Annotated in this window: 19 protein-coding genes; 10 read left to right on the forward strand and 9 right to left on the reverse strand. The window is 62.3% G+C overall.

Translation table 11 applies throughout. The features are described 5' to 3' along the window. Positions 1 to 59: 59 nt before the first annotated feature. A complete protein-coding gene (locus tag XI08_RS25310) occupies positions 60 to 1136 on the forward strand; it encodes a BMP family ABC transporter substrate-binding protein (RefSeq protein WP_271576435.1) in 1077 nt (358 codons plus the stop codon). Positions 1137 to 1242: 106 nt separating this feature from the next. Here the strand turns inward: XI08_RS25310 and XI08_RS25315 are convergent, their stop codons facing one another. Continuing rightward, positions 1243 to 2592 carry an 8-oxoguanine deaminase gene (locus XI08_RS25315; RefSeq protein ID WP_271576436.1) on the reverse strand — a complete coding sequence of 450 codons (1350 nt, stop codon included), beginning with the start codon at positions 2590 to 2592 and terminating at the stop codon, positions 1243 to 1245. 153 nt (positions 2593 to 2745) lie between these two features. On the opposite strand from XI08_RS25315, the gene XI08_RS25320 reads away from it, so the two are divergent. From XI08_RS25320 to XI08_RS25330, 3 genes are read left to right on the forward strand one after another with little or no spacing between them, the layout of a single operon-like run. After that, complete coding sequence (locus XI08_RS25320) at positions 2746 to 3573, forward strand: FAD binding domain-containing protein (RefSeq protein WP_271576437.1); 828 nt, start codon at positions 2746 to 2748, stop codon at positions 3571 to 3573. Next, entirely contained in the window at positions 3570 to 6293 is a 2724-nt protein-coding gene (locus XI08_RS25325) for a molybdopterin-dependent oxidoreductase (RefSeq protein ID WP_271576438.1), read from the forward strand. Before XI08_RS25320 ends, XI08_RS25325 begins: the two co-directional genes overlap by 4 nt. A 23-nt stretch (positions 6294 to 6316) precedes the next feature. Further along, entirely contained in the window at positions 6317 to 7714 is a 1398-nt protein-coding gene (locus XI08_RS25330; RefSeq protein WP_271576439.1) for a nucleobase:cation symporter-2 family protein, read from the forward strand. On the opposite strand, the gene uraD is transcribed toward XI08_RS25330, so the two are convergent. From uraD to XI08_RS25350, 4 genes are all read right to left on the reverse strand, one after another. Further along, entirely contained in the window at positions 7711 to 8598 is an 888-nt protein-coding gene (gene uraD / locus XI08_RS25335) for a 2-oxo-4-hydroxy-4-carboxy-5-ureidoimidazoline decarboxylase (RefSeq protein ID WP_271576440.1), read from the reverse strand. The genes XI08_RS25330 and uraD overlap by 4 nt on opposite strands. A 6-nt stretch (positions 8599 to 8604) precedes the next feature. Next, a complete protein-coding gene (puuE, locus tag XI08_RS25340) occupies positions 8605 to 9540 on the reverse strand; it encodes an allantoinase PuuE (RefSeq protein WP_271576441.1) in 936 nt (311 codons plus the stop codon). Next, a complete protein-coding gene (locus XI08_RS25345) occupies positions 9541 to 9954 on the reverse strand; it encodes a DUF3830 family protein (protein WP_008134648.1) in 414 nt (137 codons plus the stop codon). It lies immediately after the preceding gene. Positions 9955 to 10044: 90 nt separating this feature from the next. Beyond that, on the reverse strand, positions 10045 to 10323 hold the full coding sequence (locus XI08_RS25350; protein WP_271576442.1) for a hypothetical protein: 279 nt from the start codon (positions 10321 to 10323) through the stop codon (positions 10045 to 10047). A 2-nt stretch (positions 10324 to 10325) separates the two neighbouring features. Here XI08_RS25350 and XI08_RS25355 point away from each other — a divergent pair, with 2 nt between their 5' ends. Further along, positions 10326 to 10763 carry a hypothetical protein gene (locus tag XI08_RS25355; RefSeq protein WP_271576443.1) on the forward strand — a complete coding sequence of 146 codons (438 nt, stop codon included), beginning with the start codon at positions 10326 to 10328 and terminating at the stop codon, positions 10761 to 10763. Between the two features lie 841 nt (positions 10764 to 11604). Next, positions 11605 to 13011, forward strand: coding sequence for a tyrosine-type recombinase/integrase (locus XI08_RS25360; RefSeq protein WP_271576444.1), 1407 nt, complete (start codon positions 11605 to 11607; stop codon positions 13009 to 13011). Positions 13012 to 14301: 1290 nt separating this feature from the next. On the opposite strand, the gene XI08_RS25365 is transcribed toward XI08_RS25360, so the two are convergent. Beyond that, a complete protein-coding gene (locus XI08_RS25365; RefSeq protein WP_027571093.1) occupies positions 14302 to 14568 on the reverse strand; it encodes a hypothetical protein in 267 nt (88 codons plus the stop codon). Between the two features lie 480 nt (positions 14569 to 15048). Here XI08_RS25365 and XI08_RS25370 point away from each other — a divergent pair, with 480 nt between their 5' ends. Continuing rightward, entirely contained in the window at positions 15049 to 15234 is a 186-nt protein-coding gene (locus tag XI08_RS25370; RefSeq protein ID WP_271576445.1) for a PRC-barrel domain containing protein, read from the forward strand. Between the two features lie 1746 nt (positions 15235 to 16980). On the opposite strand, the gene XI08_RS25380 is transcribed toward XI08_RS25370, so the two are convergent. Next, positions 16981 to 17157 carry a hypothetical protein gene (locus tag XI08_RS25380; RefSeq protein WP_271576447.1) on the reverse strand — a complete coding sequence of 59 codons (177 nt, stop codon included), beginning with the start codon at positions 17155 to 17157 and terminating at the stop codon, positions 16981 to 16983. On the opposite strand from XI08_RS25380, the gene XI08_RS25385 reads away from it, so the two are divergent. Together XI08_RS25385 and XI08_RS25390 are read left to right on the forward strand one after the other, a co-directional pair. Continuing rightward, positions 17156 to 18979, forward strand: coding sequence for an FG-GAP-like repeat-containing protein (locus XI08_RS25385; RefSeq protein WP_271576448.1), 1824 nt, complete (start codon positions 17156 to 17158; stop codon positions 18977 to 18979). The two genes, XI08_RS25380 and XI08_RS25385, sit on opposite strands and share 2 nt — an antisense overlap. A 131-nt stretch (positions 18980 to 19110) precedes the next feature. Then, entirely contained in the window at positions 19111 to 19551 is a 441-nt protein-coding gene (locus XI08_RS25390) for a YybH family protein (protein WP_271576449.1), read from the forward strand. A 340-nt stretch (positions 19552 to 19891) separates the two neighbouring features. On the opposite strand, the gene XI08_RS25395 is transcribed toward XI08_RS25390, so the two are convergent. Both XI08_RS25395 and XI08_RS25400 read right to left on the reverse strand, forming a co-directional pair. Then, positions 19892 to 20377 (reverse strand): hypothetical protein, encoded by a 486-nt coding sequence (locus tag XI08_RS25395; RefSeq protein WP_271576450.1) that lies wholly within the window; start codon positions 20375 to 20377, stop codon positions 19892 to 19894. A gap of 37 nt (positions 20378 to 20414) precedes the next feature. Then, positions 20415 to 20633 carry a hypothetical protein gene (locus tag XI08_RS25400; RefSeq protein ID WP_129557625.1) on the reverse strand — a complete coding sequence of 73 codons (219 nt, stop codon included), beginning with the start codon at positions 20631 to 20633 and terminating at the stop codon, positions 20415 to 20417. A 718-nt stretch (positions 20634 to 21351) separates the two neighbouring features. Here XI08_RS25400 and XI08_RS25405 point away from each other — a divergent pair. After that, on the forward strand, positions 21352 to 21594 hold the full coding sequence (locus XI08_RS25405; RefSeq protein ID WP_271576451.1) for a hypothetical protein: 243 nt from the start codon (positions 21352 to 21354) through the stop codon (positions 21592 to 21594). Positions 21595 to 21698: the final 104 nt, after the last annotated feature.

Below are 21698 nucleotides of genomic sequence, written 5' to 3' on the forward strand. Positions count from 1 at the left end.
GCGCGATGGGGCGCGCACGCTGCGGATCGTGGCTTTCCCCGACTATCTGGAGATTGATGATGAGAAAATCACTTCTTGCGCTGGCTGCCGGGCTTCTGCTTGCCGGAAGCGTCAGTGCCGCCTCCGCCGCCGACAAGCTGAAGGTCGGCTTCATTTACCTCGGCCCGGTGGGCGACCTCGGCTGGACCTACCAGCACGAACAGGGACGTCTGGCGCTGGTGAAGGAATTGGGCGACAAGATCGAGACCACCACGCTCGAGAACGTCCCTGAAGGTCCCGACGCCGAGCGCGCCATCGAGCAGCTCGTCCGCGCCGGCAACAAGCTGATCTTCACGACGTCGTTCGGATACATGGATCCGACGCTGAAGGTCGCCAAGAAATACCCGAACGTGCATTTCGAGCACGCCACCGGCTACAAGCGCGACAAGAACATGTCGACCTATTCGGCCAAATGGTATCAGGGCCGCTACATCCAGGGCCTGATCGCGGCCAAGATGTCGAAGTCCGGCGTGCTCGGCTATATCGGCTCGTTCCCGATCCCCGAAGTCGTCTCCGGCATCAACGCGACGATCCTCGCGGCGCAGACGATCAATCCGAGCATCAAGGTCAAGATCATCTGGGCCAACACCTGGTTCGATCCGGGCAAGGAAGCCGACGCCGCCAAGGCGCTGATCGACCAGGGCGCCGACGTCATCATGCAGCACACGGACTCGCCGGCGGCGATGCAGATCGCCAGCGAACGCGGCAAGCTCGCCTTCGGCCAGGATTCCGAGATGATCAAGTTCGGGCCCAAGACCCAGCTGACCTCGATCCTCGACACCTGGGGCCCCTACTACATCGAGCGCGTCAAGGCCGAACTCGCCGGCACCTGGAAGTCCGAGGACACCTGGGGCGGCCTCGACAGCCACATGTTCGCGATGGCGCCCTACACCAACATGCCCGACGACGTGAAGAAGATGGCCGAGGATGCCCAGGCCGCGATCACCGCCGGCAAGCTGCATCCGTTCAAATGCCCGATCGTTGGGCAGGACGGCAAGGAGGTCGAGTGCAAGGGCGGCGCCAATCTCGCTGACGGCCAGATCCTTGGCATGAATTTCTACGTCAAGGGCATCGACGACAAGCTGCCGGGCAAGTAGCACGCTTCTTGCATTGCCTGGACCACCTGCTCCTCCCGGAGGAGGTTCGGAGGGGGTAGCCACAAGCACCCGGCACTTGTGGTTGCCCCCTCTTTCTATTCTGCCCCTATCCCGCCTGCATCGCCCGCGCCGCGGAACTGTGGCGGCGAATGAGATCGGCGACGTCCAGTCCCGGAATCGCGCCGTCGATGACGGCCCATTGTCCTGCCACCATGACCCTGTCGGCCCGGTGCGCCCCGCACAGCACCAATGCGGCCAGGGGATCGCCATGGCCGGAGAAGCGCAGCTCGTCGAGCCTGAACAGCGCGAGATCGGCCGCCTTGCCGACGGCAATCTCACCGAGTTCCGGCCGGCCGACACAGGCCGCCGAGCCCCTGGTCGCCCAGCGCAGCGCATCCTTGTGGCTGACCTTCGTCACCCCGTAGCGCGCCCGTTGCAGCAGGAACGCGGCCCGCACCTCCTGCATCAGGTTCGACCCGTCGTTCGAGGCCGAGCCGTCCACGCCGATGCCGATCCCGACGCCGGCCTCCTCCATCTCGCAGACCGGGCAACAACCGGATGCCAGAAGCTGATTGCTGCAGGCGCAATGGCTGACGGTCGTCCCGGCCTTGCCGAGCCGCTTCATCTCGTCCGGATTGAAGAAGATTCCGTGGGCGAGCCAGGTCCGCGCATTGAGCCAGCCGCATTGCTCCAGATAGTCGAGCGGACGGCAGCCATACATCTGCTGGCAGAACTTGTTCTCGTCCTCGGTCTCGGCGAGATGGGTGTGCAGGCGCACGTCGAGCTTGTCGGCGAGATCGGCGGTCGCGCGCATCAGGGAGGTCGTCACCGAGAACGGCGAGCAAGGCGCGAGCGCGATCTGCACCATCGCATCCGCACCGCGCTGGTGATGCTTTGCGACCACGCGCGCGCTGTCGGCGAGAATCGTGTCCTCGTCCTGCACGACGCTGTCGGGCGGTAGGCCACCGTCGCGCTGCGACAGGTTCATCGAGCCGCGCGTCAGCAGCACGCGCACGCCGAGCCGTTTTGCGACTCCGACCTCGATATCGACGGACTCCTCGAGCCCCGCCGGGAACACGTAGTGATGATCGGTCGTGGTGGTGCAGCCCGACAGCAACAGCTCGGACATCGCCACGGTCACGCCGAGCTCCAGCGCATCAGGCGTCATCCTCGCCCACACCGGATAGAGCGCCTGGAGCCAGGGAAACAGCTCGCGGTCCATCGCCGCCGGCAGCGCCCGCGTCAGCGTCTGGTAAAAATGATGATGGGTGTTGATGAGACCCGGCAGCACGACGTGTTCGCCCGCGTCGAACACCGCGACATCCGCGGTCGCTGGCACGCCGCCGGCCGGCACGAGCTCGACGATTCGGCCATCCTTCACCACGATCCCGCGCCCGGCGCCGTCGGCGAGGATGGCCAGGGGATCCCTGATCCAGATCGGCTTTGCGTCGCTCATGATCCTGCTTCTCCCCACATAAGCTGACGGCAGACCGGCAAGGCGGAGGCCAGCCCGATCGCGTTCCAGCTGCGACTTCTTGTTGCGACTTGGCTCTGGTCTTGCAAGACTTTCCCTCGGTACAAATCACTCGGTGCAAGCGCTGGCGCAGTCATGGACTTGAATACCATCACAGCCGTAGCCCATCCGCAAACGCGCGCGCAGCTGCCCGTTTGGACGCCAGGTGATGCTTGGCTCGCAGGCGGCACGTGGCTGTTCTCGGAGCCGCAAGCGCAGCTGACACGGCTGATCGATCTCACCGATCTGAAATGGCCGGCGCTGACGATCACCGAGAGCCATCTCGGCATAGCCGCAACTTGCACTGTCGCGCAGATCGATGGTTTCGCCTGCCCACCAGACTGGCTCGCGGCGCCGCTGATCAACCAGTGCTGCCGCGCCTTCCTTGCGTCGTTCAAGATCTGGAAGACCGCGACCGTCGGCGGCAATCTCTGCATGTCGCTGCCGGCGGGACCGATGATCTCGCTCACATCAGCGCTCGACGGCGTCTGCACGATCTGGAAGGCCGGCGGCGGCGAGCAGAAGATTCCCGTCATCGACTTCGTCACCGGCAACCAGCGCAACCGCCTGACGCCGGGCGACCTGCTGCGGCAGATCGATATCCCGATTGCCGCGCTGAAGCGCCGCACGGCGTTTCGTCAGATCTCGCTCGCCCCGGTCGGCCGCTCGGCGGCGCTCCTGATCGGCAGCCTCGATCCCGATGGCACGCTGGTACTGACCGTCACCGCATCGACGGTGCGGCCGATCCGGCTCTCCTTCCCCAAACCGCCGGACGCGAACGCGCTTCGCGACACGATCGTGCAGCAGATCACGGATGACCTGTACCACACCGACATCCACGGCAAGCCGCTCTGGCGCAAGCACATGACGCTGCGGCTCGCCGAAGAGATTCGCCGCGAACTCCTGGGGGCAACGCCCTCATGAGCATCGAGATCAACGGCAAGACGTTTCCGCAGGAGCCACGCGCCGGCCAGTGCCTGCGCACGTTGCTGCGCGAGCTCGGTCATTTCGGCGTCAAGAAAGGCTGCGATGCCGGCGATTGCGGCGCCTGCACCGTGCTGCTGGACGGCGAGCCGGTGCACAGCTGCCTGATCCCGGCATTCCGCGCCGAGGGGCGCACCGTCACCACGATCGAGGGCCTCGGCGGCGACCACGGCGCGCATCCGATGCAGCAGGCCTTCCTCGATGCGCAGGGCTTTCAATGCGGCTTCTGCACCGCCGGCATGATCCTGACTTGCGCCGCGCTGAACCAGGCGCAGCGCACCGATCTCGGCGCCGCGCTGAAGGGCAATATCTGCCGCTGCACCGGCTATCGCGCGATCGAGGACGCGCTGCTCGGCAAGATCAACGTCGAGGAGAGCGTCGAGGCCGGTGCCGCCTTCGGCCGCAGCCTTCCGGCGCCAGCAGGTCCCGATGTCGTGCGCGGCAAGGCACGCTACACCTTCGACACGCAGATTGACGGCCTGCTGCACATCAAGCTGCTCCGCTCGCCTCACGCCCACGCCAGGATCATCGCGATCGACAAGTCCGCGGCGCTCGGCGTTCCCGGCGTGCATGCGGTGCTGACGCATGAGGATGCGCCAGCCGTCCTGATCTCGACCGCCCGGCACGAGAAGGACTGGATGGACCCGGAGGACACCCGCATCCTCGACGACGTCGTGCGCTTCGTCGGCCAGAAGGTCGCCGCCGTCGTCGCCGACAGCGAAGGCGCCGCCGAGGAGGCCTGCCGGAGGCTCACGGTCACTTACGAGATCCTGCCTGCGCTGATCGATCCAGAGCAGGCGATGGCGCCCGGCGCGCCGATCATTCATCCCGACCGGACCACCGAGAACCGGGTCGCCGACGCCCAGCGCAACCTCGCGGCTGAGACCCATGGCGAGTTCGGCGATGTCGCAGCAGCACTCGCCACATCCGCCGTCACTTACGAGGCCACCTTCCACAGTCATCGCGTGCAGCATGCGGCGCTGGAGACCCATGGCGGCCTCGCCTGGCTCGACGCTTCCGGTGTGCTCAACGTCCGCACCTCGACGCAGGTGCCGTTCCTGACCCGGCGCGCGCTGTCCGACATCTTCCAGCTGCCCATGGACAAGGTCCGCGTGTTCTGCGAGCGCGTCGGCGGCGGCTTTGGCGGCAAGCAGGAGATGTTCGTCGAGGATATCCTGGCCCTCGCGGCGCTCAAGACCGGACGGCCCGTGAAGCTCGAGCTCACCCGCGAGGAGCAGTTCATCGCGACGTCGACGCGGCATCCGATGCGGGTCCACATCAAGGCCGGTGCCGATGCGGACGGCAAGCTCACCGCACTCCAGCTCGACGTGCTCTCCAACACCGGCGCCTACGGCAATCACGCCGGTCCCGTGATGTTCCACTCCCTGTCGGAGTCCATCGCCGTCTACAATTGCCCAAACAAGCGAGTGGACGGCTACGCCGTCTACACCAACACGGTGCCATCGGGCGCGTTTCGCGGCTATGGCCTGCCGCAGACGCTGATCGCGATCGAGGCCGCGATCGACGAGCTGGCCAGGCAACTCGACATCAGCCCCTACGACATGCGCCGGCGCAACATCGTCAAGCCCGGCGACCCCATGCTGTCGCCGCCGCCGTCCGAATTTCACGACGTGCTGTATGGCTCCTACGGCCTCGACCAGTGCCTCGATCTCGTCGAGCGCGCGATGCAGGCCGATGGCCCGCAACCGGCCCTGTCGCCGGAATGGCTGATCGGCGACGGTGTCGCGCTGACCATGATCGACACGGTGCCGCCGGCCGGGCACATCGCAGACGCCATGATCGCGCTCAACGACGACGGCGGCTTCGACCTCACCGTCGGCACCGCCGAGTTTGGCAACGGCACCAGCACGGTCCACCGCCAGATCGCGGCGACGACGCTTGCGACCACCGTCGACAAGATTCGCCTGCGCCAGTCCGACACCGCCCATGGCGGCCACGACACCGGCGCCTACGGCAGCGCGGGCACTTTCGTCGCCGGCAAGGCGACGCATGCAGCCGCCATGCAGCTTGCGACCGAGCTGAGGGCCGCGGCCGCAGACGCCTGGCTCTGCGACGTCGAAAGCTGCACGCTCGAGGGCGAGACCGTCGTCAGCGGCGTGCGACGGATGTCCTTTGCTGAACTGGCGACGCTTGCACGCGAGCGTGGTCGACCGCTCGCGGCCAGCGGCAATTCCGGCGGCACGCCGCGCTCGGTCGGCTTCAACGTGCAGGGCTTTCGCGTCGCGGTGAACAAGGGCACCGGCGAGCTCAAGATTCTCAGGAGCGTGCAGGCGGCGGATGCCGGCGTCGTCGCCAACCCGATGCAGTGCCGCGGCCAGGTCGAGGGCGGCGTCGCGCAGGCGCTTGGCGCTGCGCTCTACGAGGAGATGGTGATCGACGCGACCGGCCGCGTCGCCAACCCGAAGTTCCGCGACTACCACCTGCCTTCTTTCGCGGACGTACCGCGCACCGAAGTCTTCTTCGCCGAGACCTCCGACACGATCGGACCGCTGGGCGCGAAGTCGATGAGCGAGAGTCCGTACAACCCGGTCGCCGCCGCGCTCGGCAACGCGATTGCAGACGCCACCGGCATCCGCTTTACCGCACCGCCCTTCAAGCCGGACCGGCTGTTTCCGGCGCTGCACGACAAATTTGGTTAGGCCTATTTCAGGGGGATTCATTCATGAGCAGCGAGGTCCATCCCGTCGACGAGGTCCTGCCGGTCCCGCGCCTGCTCGCACTCGGGCTCCAGCACGTGCTGGTGATGTATGCCGGCGCGGTCGCGGTACCGCTGATCATCGGACGCGCGCTGAAGCTGCCGCCGGAGGACGTCGCCTTCCTGATCAGCGCCGACCTGTTCGCCTGCGGGATTGCGACGCTGGTGCAATGCCTCGGCTTTCCCGGCGTCGGCATCCGCCTGCCGGTGATGATGGGCGTGACGTTTGCCTCGGTCGGACCGATGCTCTCGATGGCCGCCGCGCCCGATATCGGCCTGCTCGGCATCTACGGCTCCGTGATCGCCGCCGGCATCTTCGGCATCGTCGCCGCGCCCTTCGTCAGCCGGCTTCTCCCTCTGTTTCCGCCCGTCGTCACCGGCAGCATCATTCTAGTCATCGGCATCTCCTTGATGCGGGTCGGCATCAACTGGGCCGGGGGCGGCCTGCCGACGCTGACGAAAGTCGTCGACGGCGTCGCCGGCAGCTTTCCCAATCCGGCCTATGGGCAATTGCAGGGCCTCGGCATTTCGCTGTTCGTGCTGCTCTTCATCCTCGGCCTGATCAAATGGGGCACCGGCTTCCTCGCCAACGTTTCCGTGCTGCTCGGCATCGTCGCCGGCGCCGTACTCGCAACCATTCTGGGCGTGATGCATTTCGACAAGGTCACTGCCGCCTCCTGGGGCGCGCTGGTGATCCCCTTCCGCTTCGGCATGCCGCAATTTCACCTGGTGCCTGTTATCACCATGTGCGTCGTCATGATCGTGGTGATGATCGAGTCGCTCGGCATGTTCCTCGCGCTCGGCGACATCACCGGCAAGGCGGTGGACCGCGAAGCCCTGAGCCGGGGCTTGCGCGCCGACGGCGTCGGGACGCTGCTCGGCGGCATCTTCAACACCTTTCCCTATACCTCGTTCTCGCAGAATGTCGGCCTGGTCTCGGTCACCGGCGTACGCTCGCGCTGGGTGACGGTGACGGGCGGCTGCATCATGCTCGGGCTCGGCTTGCTGCCGAAGCTCGCCGCGCTGGTCGAGGCGGTGCCGCTGGTCGTGCTCGGCGGCGCGGGCCTCGTGATGTTCGGCATGGTCGCGGCAACAGGCGCGCGCATCCTCACCTCGGTCGATTTCCGCACCAACCGCTACAATCTCTTCATCGTCGCGATCTCGATCGGCTTCGGCCTGATCCCGCTCGCCGCGCCCGGCTTCTTCCGGAACCTGCCGCATGATCTCCAGCCCCTGCTGGAGTCCGGCATTCTGCTTTGTGCGGTGGTCTCGGTGCTGCTCAATGCCTTCTTCAACGGCTTGAGCGGTGGCGCTGCGGCCGAGGCGGATGCTGCGGCAGCCGCATCATCCGCGCAGCATGTTTAGCTGCCGCGATAGGTCGCGTAGCTCCAGGGCGTGACCAGCAGCGGCACGTGGTAGTGATTTTCCGGCTCGCTGATCGCAAAGCGCAACGGGATCTCGTCGAGGAACGCCGGCTCCGACAGCGGCACGTTGCGCTCGGCGTAATATTTGGCGACGCGGAAGCGGAGCTCGTAGCGGCCGATCGGAAGCGGACGGCCGCCGATCAACGGTTGATCGGTCCGCCCATCCGCATTGGTGACGGTGCGCGCGATGACGCGGCTCTCGCCGAGACTCGCGAGCTCGATCAGCTCCACCGGGATGCCTGGCGCGGGCTTGCCGGCGTGATTGTCCAGCACATGCGTCGAGAGCCGACCGTGCACCTTGAGCTTGTCGTCGGCGATGACGAGCTGATCGAGCCGCAGCGCCGAGATGCGGCCAATCTCCTCGATCGCACGTCGCGTCTCGGTCTTGGCAATATTGAGCAGCCGCGTCTCGAAGTCGCGCAGCACGGAATCCTTGGTGTGGCGGCGCACGCAGACGATGTAGGGGAAGCCGAATTTTTCACGGTACGCATTGTTGACGCGCTCGAACGCGGCATATTCGGCGTCCGACAGCCGGTCGAGCCCGGCGCTGTTCTGCTCGTCGGTCGATTCCGCCGTCAAGCCCGCGGCGCGCTGGGTCTTGTTGGCGAGATCGGGATGCGCCCGGATCAGCGCCAGCTGCACGTCGGGTTCGGCGCTCTGGATCGCTGCCATCAGCGCGGTGTGCAACTGGTTGATGCCAGTGAATGGCCGCTGCCCGGCGAGCTTCTCCGCAATCCACGGCGAATATTCGACGACATTGGCGAGCGCCGCGACGAAGCCGGCCTTGTCAGCGGCGTTGAGATCGGCGAGCGGGATTTGCGACATCGTTGCTTACCCGATCTCGAATGCGTCGGCGGCCAGGTGCGCGTGCTTGTCGTGCCAATGCTGCGCGATCTGGAGCCGCGTCGGCACCCAGACGCGCTCGTGCTTGCCGATGTAATCCAGGAAGCGGATCAGCCCCGCGGCGCGACCGGGGCGGCCGGCGAGGCGGCAATGCAGCCCCACCGACATCATCTTCGGCGCAGTCTCTCCTTCGGCGTAGAGCACGTCGAAAGCGTCCTTCAGATAGGTGTAGAACTGCTCGCCTTCGGCGAAGCCCTGCGGGTTGATGAACCGCATGTCGTTGGCGTCTAACGTATAGGGAATGATGAGCTGCTTGCCCCTGGCGCCCTTGACCCAATAGGGCAGATCGTCGGCATAGGAGTCGCAGAGATAGAGGAAGCCACCCTCCTCCATCAGGAGACGGTTGGTGTTGATCGAGGAGCGACCGGTGTACCAGCCGAGCGGCCGCGATCCGGTCGCCTCAAGGTGGACGCGGATCGACTCGGCGATCTCGGCGCGCTCCTGCGCCTCGGTCATGTCCTTGTGCTCGATCCATTTCAGGCTGTGGCTGGCGATGTCCCAGCCGGACTCCTTCATCGCGGCAACGATTTCCGGATTCCGCTTCAGCGCGGTTGCGACGCCGAACACGGTGGTCGGCCATTTGCGCTCATTGAACATCCGCCACAGCCGCCAGAAGCCGGCGCGCGAGCCATATTCGAACATCGATTCGATATTGGCGTGACGCTGGCCCGGCCAGGGCTGCGCGCCGAGCACGTCGGACAGGAAGGCTTCCGAGGCGCGGTCGCCGTGCAGGATGTTGTTCTCGCCGCCCTCCTCGAAATTGACGACGAACTGCACCGCAACCCGCGCGTTGCCCGGCCATTGCGGATGCGGCGGGTTGCGGCCGTAGCCGCGGAGATCGCGCGGGTAGCGGGTATCAGTCACTCAGACTTCCTCGAAGCGGATCGGCAGCGCGCCCTTCCACAGCACGCTCTTGCCCAGCGTCGCGAGATTCTCCAGCCCCGAGGTCACCGTGATGAAGTGATTGCCGGCGAGCTGGCCCATCTTGCTCGCGAAGCTCACGCCGCCATACGCCATCAGGATCTCGGTCTCGCTGATGCCGCCGGGATAGAGGATGATCTGGCCGGGCGCGGGATAGCTGGTGTGGTTCTCATAGCCGACGCCGAAATCGAGGTCGCCGAGCGGCATCCACACCGCCTCGCCGCTCCAGCGCACGTGGATGATGTGGCTTTCGAACGGCATGGCCTTGCGGAACGCGGCAACGGTCTTGGGCGCCGCTTGCTCCTCGAAGCGGGCATCGAAGGTATAGTCGCCGGCACGGATAACGAGTTTGCTCATCTCATCTCTCTGGATCGGGGGCTAGAGGCCCCACGGGGAACTTTCAAGCAAAGAGCATTCCATCGAGCTTCGCGCAAGGGGCGCGACACCTCACCTGCGGTCGTAGGACCAGCCGAAAATGCCGCTCCGCCGCGTTTCCGGCTCGGGCTCGGCGGCAGGCGGCGGCGCCTCCTTGAGTTCCGCCTGCGGCGGGGGTGGAGGCGGTGCGGGAAGGTTCTCGCATTTCATCGAGTAGACCAGCTTGCCGTCCGCGGTCCGCCCGATCGGCGCGCAGGGGTCGGGATGCGCCGCCGAACTCCTCGGAGTGGGCTTGACCTGCGCCGCGACCGGCGCCGCGATCAGGAGAAGGACCAGCAGATATTTCGACATCGTTGTCGCCTGAAAACCAATTCGCCCCATTCAACCGGATTGCCGGGGGCAAGTCCATCGGGCCCGACCGGCCGACTGCCGAATATTTAGCCGGGACCAAAAAATTTGCTCGCCGCAACGTGAAGGTGGCGCCGCTGATATTCGCAAGGCCCCATCGCCATGTCAGCCGCGACGACGAACACATTTCTCACAGCCGGAGCGTCGTCACGGGAGAAACAACGATGCAAAAAACTTTCGCCATTCTCGGCGCCACGCTGATTGCCGCCGCCACCATCCAGACCGCCGCTGCGAGCGACCGCCACCACAGCCGCAAGGCGCAACCGGCCCCCATCACCCAATCGGTGCGCGACTCCAACGCCGCGCTCTGGCCGTCGCAGCCAACCACGCCCGACTGGTCGCGCTACGCCAACGGCGCCACGTCGGCACCGGCGGGACGGTAGAGGTAGACGATCTTACTATCTCCATCATCGTCACCCGGTGATGGATTGGGACTCGCCGCCTCCACATCGTCATTGCGAGCGGAGCGAAGCAATTCAGAATCCCTCCGCGGAAAGACTCTGGATTGCTTCGCTTCGCTCGCAATGACGGAGTATGACGCATCGGCTTCGTCCTCCAGATACAACTGTCATTCCCCGCGAAGGCGGGGAATCCAGTACGCCGCGACCTCTCCGCTGAACCACAACTGTCTCGGAGTACTGGATCGCCCGCCTTCGCGGGCGATGACGCGAGTGTGTAGTCGCAGACACGCCTTCCCGATCCCGCGGCGGATTTCGCCCGAGCTTTGCTTCGTCGCTCCACCCTCTTTGTCCAAGAGGGCGCAGGGAAGGCCAGGTGCTGACCTGGCACCCGCGGTCTGCTGCGCGAAAGGTAGCGCAGAAGAAACCGCACAGCAGCATACAGGTGGTGCCAATCACTCGGCCTTCCCTGCGCAGTGGTTGGACGGCTTATGCCGTGCTCTCCCGGGAGCCGAGTTCGTTCTGGCCTCCCTCGCCTTCGCGGAATTCACCGACGCCGCGCCGGTTGACGCGACTGCCGCCTCCGCCAGAGCTTGACCGTAGCAACGACGGCCAGGACCACACGTCTATATTTTGGCATTCGGTGAAACACGCCGAAACTAAGAAAGCCCTTTAAAACAAGCGCTTTTGGACTAGCCTGATGCGGGCTGTTTCAGCGGGCTTCACCAAAATAAGGGCCCGGCCCTAAGCCTTTCAGCGTCCGCACGACAGACTGAAAGCCGCAAAGCCGAGCCCTTTGGTCCCAAGCCTTAGGAGCCGAAACCACATGAATACTACCATTGTCCCCTCCCCCGCCGGCAAGCGGGGCCGCAATAGCAACGTCATCTTGACCGATCGCCTCTGCGAGAAACGGGTCTCAACGCGGGCAAAGATCTACGACCGCAAGTGCCCTGGCTTGTACGTCAGCATCACTACGGCCGGGGTGGCGACCTTCTCGTTCAAATTCACCGACAAACAGACCGGCAAGCAGCGCACCGGCTGGCTGGGCGTCTATAACCCGGAGACCTTCACGGTCGAGGACGCCCGCAGCAAGGTCTACGGCCTCAAGGGTATGGGTGGCGAGGCACTCGCCGAGACCTTCCGCGACCATGAGGCTGCAAAGGCCAAGCGCGGCAAGACTGTCGCCGAGATCATTGACGAGCGCATCGCGTGGATGAAGACGCTGGTCAAGAAGCCCGACGGCGAGATGCGGCCGCGGCTTGAGGCTTGGGAGTACACCGCGAGCCACCTCGACCGCTTCATCCGCCCCCGCCTCGGCAAGAAATTGGCCATGGAGGTCACCAAGCACGACATCGCCACACTCTCGAACGACATCGTCGCGGGCAAGTTCGGCAAGCCGTCGGTCAGCAACGCACGCCACATGCGTAAGGCTGCCTCCGGCCTGTTCAACTGGGCAGCTGAGGCCGGCCGCGACTACGTCACCGCCAGCCCCTGCGTCAACCTGCCGAAGCTCGATCCGGAGCATCCCCGCACTCGCGTTCTCTCCGAGGACGAGATCAGGACGTTCTGGCACGGCTTGGACCGCAACGACCCCCCCTATGACCGCCGGACCCGCCTCGCCCTCAAGTTCGAGCTAGTCACCATGCTGCGGTCACGCGAACTGCTCGGCGCGCATCGGGATGAGCTATTTGACCTCGGCGGCGAGCATCCGCGTTTCGACGTGCCCCTCAAGCGGGTCAAGAAGCGGCGCGTGATCCAGCAGCCATTGTCCGATCTGGCGGTAGAGATCATCAAGGAAGCGCTGGCGTCGGACGACCAGCAGTATGTTTTCGAGAGCCCGATGTACAAGGGCCAGCCAGTCCACCGCAAGGCAATGGCCGATGCCCTTCGCGGCACCAAGCACGAGAAGAACAAAGACAAGACCAAGACCCCCGGACTTTGCGAGCTGTTCGGCCTCAAGCCATTCACGCCGCACGACTTGCGCCGGACGGCAGCGACATTAGCCGGCGACCTCGGCTTCGACGATGCTTCGATCGCGAAGTGCCTCGACCACGTCGCCAGCAAAAAATCGGAACAGATCGTACCGACCGTTACCGGCAAGGTCTACAACCACTCCAAGCGGATGAAGGAGAAACGCGCGGTGCTGGACGGCGTCGCCGCCGAGCTGAGGCGAATCGTCGGCGTGCCTCTCGCTAAGGCCCTGGAGCAGAAGGAGCCACGGGTCGCCGCCTGATCGCGTCATCCGACCAATTGCGAGCCCGGCCACAGCTCACGCTGGCCGACTCTCCCCTGCGCAGGGACTTTTGTGGCGTAAAAACATCAGTAAAATCAATGGGAATTGCGGTCTGTATCCCCGGTTGTGTCCCGATGCGCAGCGGCCATGATTTTTCACCGTGGAAGCCCCGATGATGCGTCGGCGGGCTGGCAGGTGTCTGACCGGTCACTTCCGAAGTTTCGCACCGGCCGTGGCGAGACAAGGGCGGCCCTGTGAATAGGTGGGACAATCCTCCCATCTCTCGCGTTGCTACCCTGCATTGTGCCACCGTCACCACTCGCGATTCGCAGGAAAGCCGAACTCATGCCCATTACTCTTGAGGACTTAAAGCGGAGGATCGATCCCAAGCGCACCGTTTTACTTTTGGGCGCGGGAGCATCGGTGCCTTCCGGTGCGCCTTCCGGCGAAGAACTGGCGAGGCGGCTTTGGTTGAAGGTTGCGCAAAGCGAACCCCAAAGCGATGACCTCATCGAGACGGCCAGCATCCTTGTGCGTCGCCATACCCGGCTTCCTGTAGTTCGATACCTCCGAATGCAATGACAGCGCCTTGGTCTTCTAAGAGCGGAGCGCGCAGGTCATCCGGATTGTAGATGAGCGAATAGACTCGGCCTACCGAGCCTTCCTGTTTGGACGCAAGAACCTGTCGCAAGCGGGCTGTGCCGCGTCTCTGGTGCGGCAGGCGTCATGGGGTGCGTGCAACGCTGCGTCGATGTCCTGATCCCGATTGGCGTTTCCCATGGCTGGAGATGCAAGGCGTCGATCTGACAGGAGTACGCGAGAACGACCGCAACGAATTCGGCAATTGCAACTATGCCCCGGCATGCAGCTCCCTTGATCCACAAGCCGAAGCTGCGAGATGACGCTAATGCGAAAAAGTCGCGTATGCCTGGCGCCGCCGACCATCCCCGCTGATGCGCTGAGCATCAGTTATCACCGCGCGGTAGCTTCGCGATGGCTCGACGGAGCTTGACTTCAATGCACCGAGCACAGATCAACTCGCCGTCCCCAGCCGGTGGCGCGAGCACGGTCAGCTCTTCAGGCGCGAACTCTTCTTCGCAGTGATCGCAGCGCGTGGCATTTCGAGCATCCGCGCATTTGCTCACGTAGTGGCGGAATTCGGCAAAGGCCGCCGGAATGAACCCAAGAACGCAGGTCAGTTGGTGTCTGGAGAACACAAAAAGTCGCGCCGACAGGAATGGGCGCGACTTTTCTCGAATAGCCAAAGACGATCAGGAATGATGCCCTCGACTATTTCTCCTTGATGACAGTCGTGCTGCTGCTGCTACCAACTGTCCCTTCCTCGCAGACTTTGGTCTGCTTGATGCGATCTTCGGCTTCCACGCGGCTCTTGAAGGCCAGCGGACCGATCTGTGTTACGACCTCCTTGTCCGCCGGACGTGTCGTGGTAACGGTGCATTGGCGGTTCGGACCCTGCACGACATAGTACTCATCGGCCAGTGCCGGGGCGGCGCATCCGATGATGAATGCGCCAGCAAGAAGAAGTGGTGCCTTCATTGTCGCCTCTCTCTGTTCAAGTGCCGCCGACCGGCGCGATCGAGAAACCGTCACGTGCTATCGCGCACGCGACCGCTCATGCTCCATCCAGTCGGCGGCTCTGTAACTCATTGCGGACTGCAAGAGTTCCGAACGGCCACGTCTGTGGTGAAGATAACAAGTGAGACCCGAGGGATCGTTTCAGAATTCAATTCACGCGCCCTGGAACTCCCCCGATTGCGTCCTCGCGTCAAAATACCAGAGTGGTAGAATACAAGAATTCGCACCAAACAGGGTGCATTCGTGAGTGCTGCAAGTACTGGCGACGCGCGAGCGATGAACATCTCGCGCGAACTGCACGAGGCCGCAGAAATCAATTCACGCGCCCTCGAACTCCCCCGATTGCGTGCTCGCGTCAAAATGCCAGAGTGGTAGAGTACAAGAATTCGCACCAAACAGGGTGCATTCGTGAGTGCTGCAAGTACCGGCGACGCGCGAGCGATGAACATCTTGCGCGAACTGCACGAGGCCGAGACGGAGCTGGTCGGCAAGACCGTCGTCTTGACTGACGGCAAGGCTGGCACAATTGATCGCGTCTTCCTCGATGATGAGCACGGACTTCGCATCTCGGTCGCGGGACATGAAGGTCGCTGGCCGATTTCGACGGTGAAACACATTGAGGGCTGATCGGCCGTGCGCCCGGTGGCAGCGTACCCTCCCAGCAGCGCGCGCTCGACGACCTGCGATCAATCAGTGAATGGTTGACTTCACCGGGTCTGCCGATTGATCGAGAGCTGTATTCTCCTAGGCCTCTCGCACTCGGCCTCGAAGGGTGTCAAGTTCGGTAAGCTGAGAACGAAGCGCCTGAGCGCGCAGGCACAGGACAACGCGGTTGTACGCCCGATTACGTTTACTCATTGCACGCCCCCGATGTTTGTACAGTTGGCCGTGGTCGGTTTTCATCACCGTGTTGCAGGAGTTTTCTCACCCAGCCGGATCAAGCGAGCTGGCTGAGCTAGCGACGTTGCATTCCCGGAAGTGGGACGACAGCTCAAGCTCAGCCAAGTGCTCCCAGCCTTCCGCGTCCGCGAGGAGTTTCCATTTGTTCATGCTGTTGTACGCGGCCTGTTGACGGCACAGAGAACCCATCGCGCGCAAGCGTCGCACCTTCTCCACTGCGAACCTCCTTCGGACTTGCTTTTCGCAAGCCATTGTTTGTCTCGGATTGAAAGTCTCGCAGATTAAAATGACAGGTGATAGTCCGGTGTTTGACTGGTTGGAATGACAGCGTAATCGTCTGACTTTTCAACGGCGTCGTATTTTCAGAAAGCGCTTGATTGCATCCAATGCTTCGATCAGCGGGAGCCGCGCCAATCGAGAAGGTAACCGTGGCCTGCGAGGGGGCATCGTGATCACAACAAACAAAACGTTGATCAGCAGCCATAACCCAACAATTACTAGGATAGTCCGCACGCGAACCTCCCGAAAATTCAAATAAATATAGGTTCGCGTACTCAGATCATCAGGCCGTTAGCGCCGTACCTTCTGATCCTTTGGTGTTGCGATTACCGCACTCGATCTGGTGCAGCCAAAGCGCTATGGCGATCTCTCTAGGCATGGTGCCCAACATCATGCGCCGTACTACGGTCCAAGCGCGTAATTTTATGAAGTAGATGCTCGTAACCGCTGGGGCGATCAGCAGTGCGCCACCCACCCTCGCGAAAACAGACGCGCCGGGATCGAATACGTAGCGAACTGGGGTTCTCTGATGGTCACGCTACGGCGTCCGTCACGAGCACCACGAGCACCATCACCATCACCATCACCATCACGACCGCGACTAGGCGCAAAGATTTCAAGACAGCAAGGCCGCCCTAGAGGCGGCCTTAGCTCTTTGTCAGGGGATATCCCGGCTCCTCTGCCATTGCCTAAGTATCAACCGGGGGAAGCTCGCCCGTGTGGTCCTTCAGATCGGCTGCACCCTGGATCAATCCAGACCCACAGCCGGTGCGGATCGAGCGCCGCACCATGAAAACACGAAGCCAAAGCAATGGGGCCGAGCAGGAGGTCCCAATGATTAGTTAGACTGGCGCGGCAGGGAGTTGGCACATCGATGTCATCGAGAGCGACGGCACACGCAGTGCTCATCTCGAGCACGACGCTGTTTGCAAGTGAAGAGCAATGCCCAAAATCCAGATCGTCGCGCAGTTCCGAACTGGGAACTCCTAGTCCTTCATGGGTACCCAATCCGCCATATTGATTTTGTCCTGACCCGAGAGCATAGCCGCTGCAGGGCAAGTATTTCTTGCCATCTGCTGTCCGTAAAACGGCGACGTACCGAATTCTCCGTTTCCTGATGTGGCAGCGCTGGTGCCATCAGCAGGCTCTTCACAAGTCTTCAAGTCTGGATAATGCCATAGCGCGCCGCCGTCTTTATGCGTGGGCGCAGTCATAAGCCATCCTTGCACCAAGGAGGTCTTCATGGCCGTTCAATCCATCGGGAACGACTTCATCATCAACACCACGACTTTGGAAACGCAGGCCGAGCCGCGCAATATTCAATAAGCAATCCGAAACCTCGGCAGCACAGACATAGGGAGCCATTGCCATGGCAAGCTCATTCACCTTCTCGGAAGAGACCTATTCGAGCGGAAGTGCCAATTGGGTATCGTCGCGCGATTTGGACGGAGACGGGGACCTTGATCTTGTTTTTTCCGTGCCGAACGACTCGCAGGCGAACGTCCTAATGAACCAGGGCGATGGGACATTCGTTTTGACTCAAAGTCTGTTCGCTCCCCGCGTCGAGAGCCTTACCATCGCAGATCTGAATGGCGATTCTGCGCCAGACATCATTACCGGAGACAACGCATTTGCCTCGGCTGTCGGAGTTTTTCTAAATAATGGCGACGGATCATTCGGGCCGGAAGTTGAATACTTCGCGGGGCCGGTGATACCACATGTCGAGACCTTCGACGTAAACGAGGACGGTAAGCTCGATATCATCGCCAGCAGCTACTATGACGGAGCAATATCCGTGTTGCTCGGCAATGGCGACGGCACATTCCGGCCAAGGATGACTTTTCCTGTGGGAGGGATATCAAACTATGGATTCGCCGTTGCCGATCTTGGTAACGGCCACGGCGATATCGTGCTGGCCAATCCAAACAACAGCCAAATCTACGTGATGATGGGAGATGGCACCGGCCAGTTCTCAAGCCCGACGACGATCAATGCCGCTGCAGTACCGCTTTATGTCACGGTCGCCGATCTGGGTGATGGCAACCCTGATCTCATCGTGGGTAACCGCGACAGTGCGTCGATCTCGGTCTATCAGGGCAACGGTGATGGGACGTTTGCCCCCGCCGTGGAATACAGCGTGGGCAATACGCCCTACACGGTCGCTGCGGCAGATATGAACAACGACGGTATTCTTGACCTAGTGGCTGCAAGCGCCGGCTCAGCGTCGATCTCGATCCTTCTTGGAAATGGTGATGAAACGTTCCAGCCACAGATCGAAATAGGTACCGCTGCTGGCCAGTTCGACTTGATTGTTGGCGACTTCAACGGGGACGGGCTTAATGATATCAGCTACACCACAGGCGATGGACTGCATGTTCTTCTCAACTCCACAATCCTAAATCAGAACCCTGCCATCACCTCGGACGGCGGCGGGGACACAGCGGCCGTGTCGATTGCGGAGAACACCACCGCGGTGACGAAGGTGACGGCAACCGACCCGGACGCTGGCCAAACACTACGCTACTCGATCGCCGATGGCGCGGACGGTACGCTATTCACGATTAACGAGACGACCGGCGCGCTCGCGTTTACCAACGCTCCCGATTATGAGAATCCGACCGACGCCGGAGCCAACAACGTCTACGACGTGACTGTCCAGGTCTCCGATGGCAACGGCGGCATCGACGTGCAGGCAATCGCGGTCACGGTGCAGAACCTTGCAGGTTCGACGATCAATGGTACCAATAAGGCAGACACACTCACCGGATCGGGTGAAGAAGATTTCCTTTACGGGAAAGGCGGTAACGACAATCTCCAGGGCCTGGGAGGAAACGACTACCTCGACGGCGGATCGGGAAAAGACACAATGAATGGAGGAGCCGGAGCCGACAGGTTTGTCTTTTCCGCCTTCGCGGACAGCACGATTGCAAACTTTGATATCGTGCAAGGTTTCGTTCATGGCACCGACACGATTGATATTGCTCTCATCGACGCGAGCGCCTCCAAGAAGGGCGACCAAGCATTTGCGTTTGCCGGTCAAAACAGCACCGCCGTTGCCAATAGCGTGACTTGGTACGAGAGCGGCGGAAATACGTTCGTGCAGGCCGATGTGAATGGAAATACGACCGCGGACCTTCGGATCGAATCGGTACCAACCTCGGTCTCAGCGCGTCGGACTTTTTGTTGTAAGTAGTGGCCGTTGGCTTGTAGCGGCCACGGCAACTTTTTGCCGCTGTGCGGCTCATCAGCCCCTCATTATCTGAGCCGCCGGGGACGGAGGGCAAATATTTGAATAGAAGCGTCAACCAACAGAGGAGACTTTCCATGCGATTGGCTCATACGTCTGCATTAGTCGCTTTTCTGCTCACCGCCGCTCCGGCGATAACGCTCGCCGCTGACGCCAAGGCCGACGTCGAGAAAGCCTACGCCACCTTTGATGCTGCATTCAACAAACAGGATGCGAAGGCCGTCGTTGCTAACTATGTCCCGACCGCCAAGGTGCTGCCGCCGACGCACGAAGTCGCGTCAGGCCCAGCGGAGATCGAAAAGTTCTTTGCCGGGTTTTTCGCGAATGGTGTGACTGGCCACAAGCTGGAGGTTATCGACGCGGGCGGAGACGACAAGGTCGTCGTCGGCACAGCCAAGTGGAGCGCTACGGGCAAGGACAAGGACGGCAAACCGACTCCCTTTAGTGGACTTGCCGTGCACGTCTTCGAACGCCAAGCGGATGGTTCGTTAAAGCTGAGGTTTCATACCTTCAATTGAGTTGGCGTCTGATCAAAGCCCCAAGTATGGCAAGTAGGCCAGCGATCAGTCCTCGCGCCGCAAGTCTCAGTTGGAGCTTTATGGCCCGGGCACGACAATGGCCCCGACGATATTGCACGTCGGGGCCATTCAAGATCATCAGGCCGGTTACATCCGCCGTGCCTTACGATCCTTGATGTCGTCGATTACCGCACGCGATCTGGCGCAGACCGTGGCAAGGCTGCGGTATCAGCGTGATCACATGCGGCGCGAAAGCGCTCGGCGACCAGCTCCGCCTTGCGCCACTCGGCTCGCCGCCGGCGCTCGGCCGCCAACTGTAGACCCGCGACCGTAGTTGCGATCACGTGTCGATCTCCGCTCCCGTCAAGGTACGACGAATTTTCAGCACAATGCTCAAGGCCATGATGATCGGACCATGGGGCCGCAAGAGGTCGTGGGCTTGCTGCTCGCAGAATGCCAGGAAACGCTCGACCGCCTCCGCCGACTTGCAGACCAATGACGCGAGCGCGACCGGTTGCTCAACGTCACTAACAGACGGCACGGGCTCTCCTGGCAGAAGCAGGCGCTCTGCGACGGATGCCGCAGCCAGTTCGATGCAGCGGTCAAGCACGCGCAAGTACACGTCTGCGGCATCGCTGCGATCTTCGCCCTCCTGCGGCATCAAATCCTGCAAATTGTCGCACAACTCTGGCACATCATCGCCGTCGTCATCGCTGCCGAAGGCGACGCTGTGACGCGGCCCCCACACCAATCCGCCGTACTGGCCGGTCGGATCAGGATTGATTGTCGCTCCGCCGAGCGGTTTGCTAAGCAAGCGCGCGGCCACGGCGTGACCGGCCTCATGAATAGCAATCCGCTCGTCCTCACCAAAGCAATGAAAAGCCGTGTTTGCCCAGCCATCCTAACACGGCCGAGCAGACGAGAGAAAACAGGCCGGCCCACAGCCAAGAACGCCCACGGACTGCATTGATAGATCTTAGATACAGGACTGCGCCAAGCAATGTGCCGTAGTTCTTCCTGAAGTCTCCATTGAGCTTCGCAATCTTGGACAGCTCGGAAGAAGTCTCGACTTCAGTCGCCATGGCGCTGGTTCCTATCACGACAGTTAGAGCCAGCGCCTTATGAACCACTGTTTTGCCCGACAGAGCAAGCGGAATTTCGGTATATCGAAAGCTTCCTTTTTCGACTCGAGGTGCGCGCGTTTTCCACACCCACGACCGGCAGTAGCTCGCGCGCTTCCCGAGCCGCTAGGAATCGATAATTTGCAAGGTGCTCACGACGGCGCTTTGATCTCGGCATGCCTCGTCCTGTTCGACGCCACACGCCTGCGCATGTTGACGGCCGTCCCGTCAAGATCACCTTCGGCGAGATGCGGGAGATGGGCTTGCGCGGCGCGCTGGTCTATTGCCATTGCGGCCATCACGTTGTTCTCAGCGCCGATCGCTGGCCCGACGATGTCCGGCTGTCAGATCTCGAGCCGCGATTTGTCTGCCAGGGCTGTGGTTCTCGCGGTGCCGACGTTCGGCCGGACTTCAACTGGAACGCCAAAGGGGCCTTTCGGTGGCTTGGGCTATCGATAGCCACTTAAAAGACGGCCCCGGCCGTGGGGTGTCGTGGTGGGCGTTGAGGCCGGGGCCGTGGGTGCTTGGACCTTGGGGAAGCTCAAGCAGGTCCGAGCTTACTCACAGCTCGGAGCGCCGTTCTGTTCGTTTCCCAACATTGGCAGTAGTGTTCCGGAGGACAGGAACGGAGTAGCTGCAATGAAAGACATGCAGGCTCAATTGGAAAAGCTCCGCACAGATGCCGCCGGCCCACCAACGGCGCTTTGACGCATCGGGAAAAATCGGCAATACTCGCCGTATGGTTGCTCTCGATGAGATTGCAGATGCCAGCCGCCGCGAAGCTGACCGCGCGCATCGACTGAGATTAGAGGGTCTGGTCGAGGACATCCGGAAGACCATAGAGGGACCGAGCAGCGCCAAAAAGAAGGTGGCGAGGATCAGAGAGCTGCTCGCCGTCCACGGCTATCGCGCCCAAGAGTAGGCGCGCCAGCTTGAACCGACCACCACCTGAGGCGGCCTTACTTCCAGAACGTCAGCACTGCTAGCGCCACCACAGGTGTGAGCCCTAAACAGATAATGGCGATA

This window comes from Bradyrhizobium sp. CCBAU 11361 (assembly GCF_028128935.1).
Classification (GTDB): domain Bacteria; phylum Pseudomonadota; class Alphaproteobacteria; order Rhizobiales; family Xanthobacteraceae; genus Bradyrhizobium; species Bradyrhizobium niftali.

Coding starts and splice junctions, on each gene's coding strand:
- XI08_RS25370 (WP_271576445.1), top strand. CDS start 15,049: ATGAACATCTTGCGCGAACTGCACGAGGCCGAGACGGAGCTGGTCGGC.
- XI08_RS25400 (WP_129557625.1), bottom strand. CDS start 20,633: ATGGCGACTGAAGTCGAGACTTCTTCCGAGCTGTCCAAGATTGCGAAG.
- XI08_RS25365 (WP_027571093.1), bottom strand. CDS start 14,568: ATGAAGGCACCACTTCTTCTTGCTGGCGCATTCATCATCGGATGCGCC.
- XI08_RS25325 (WP_271576438.1), top strand. CDS start 3,570: ATGAGCATCGAGATCAACGGCAAGACGTTTCCGCAGGAGCCACGCGCC.
- XI08_RS25350 (WP_271576442.1), bottom strand. CDS start 10,323: ATGTCGAAATATCTGCTGGTCCTTCTCCTGATCGCGGCGCCGGTCGCG.
- XI08_RS25310 (WP_271576435.1), top strand. CDS start 60: ATGAGAAAATCACTTCTTGCGCTGGCTGCCGGGCTTCTGCTTGCCGGA.
- XI08_RS25315 (WP_271576436.1), bottom strand. CDS start 2,592: ATGAGCGACGCAAAGCCGATCTGGATCAGGGATCCCCTGGCCATCCTC.
- uraD (WP_271576440.1), bottom strand. CDS start 8,598: ATGTCGCAAATCCCGCTCGCCGATCTCAACGCCGCTGACAAGGCCGGC.
- XI08_RS25360 (WP_271576444.1), top strand. CDS start 11,605: ATGAATACTACCATTGTCCCCTCCCCCGCCGGCAAGCGGGGCCGCAAT.
- XI08_RS25405 (WP_271576451.1), top strand. CDS start 21,352: ATGCCGCCGGCCCACCAACGGCGCTTTGACGCATCGGGAAAAATCGGC.
- XI08_RS25385 (WP_271576448.1), top strand. CDS start 17,156: ATGGCAAGCTCATTCACCTTCTCGGAAGAGACCTATTCGAGCGGAAGT.
- XI08_RS25390 (WP_271576449.1), top strand. CDS start 19,111: ATGCGATTGGCTCATACGTCTGCATTAGTCGCTTTTCTGCTCACCGCC.
- XI08_RS25320 (WP_271576437.1), top strand. CDS start 2,746: ATGGACTTGAATACCATCACAGCCGTAGCCCATCCGCAAACGCGCGCG.
- XI08_RS25330 (WP_271576439.1), top strand. CDS start 6,317: ATGAGCAGCGAGGTCCATCCCGTCGACGAGGTCCTGCCGGTCCCGCGC.
- XI08_RS25345 (WP_008134648.1), bottom strand. CDS start 9,954: ATGAGCAAACTCGTTATCCGTGCCGGCGACTATACCTTCGATGCCCGC.
- XI08_RS25380 (WP_271576447.1), bottom strand. CDS start 17,157: ATGGCAATGGCTCCCTATGTCTGTGCTGCCGAGGTTTCGGATTGCTTA.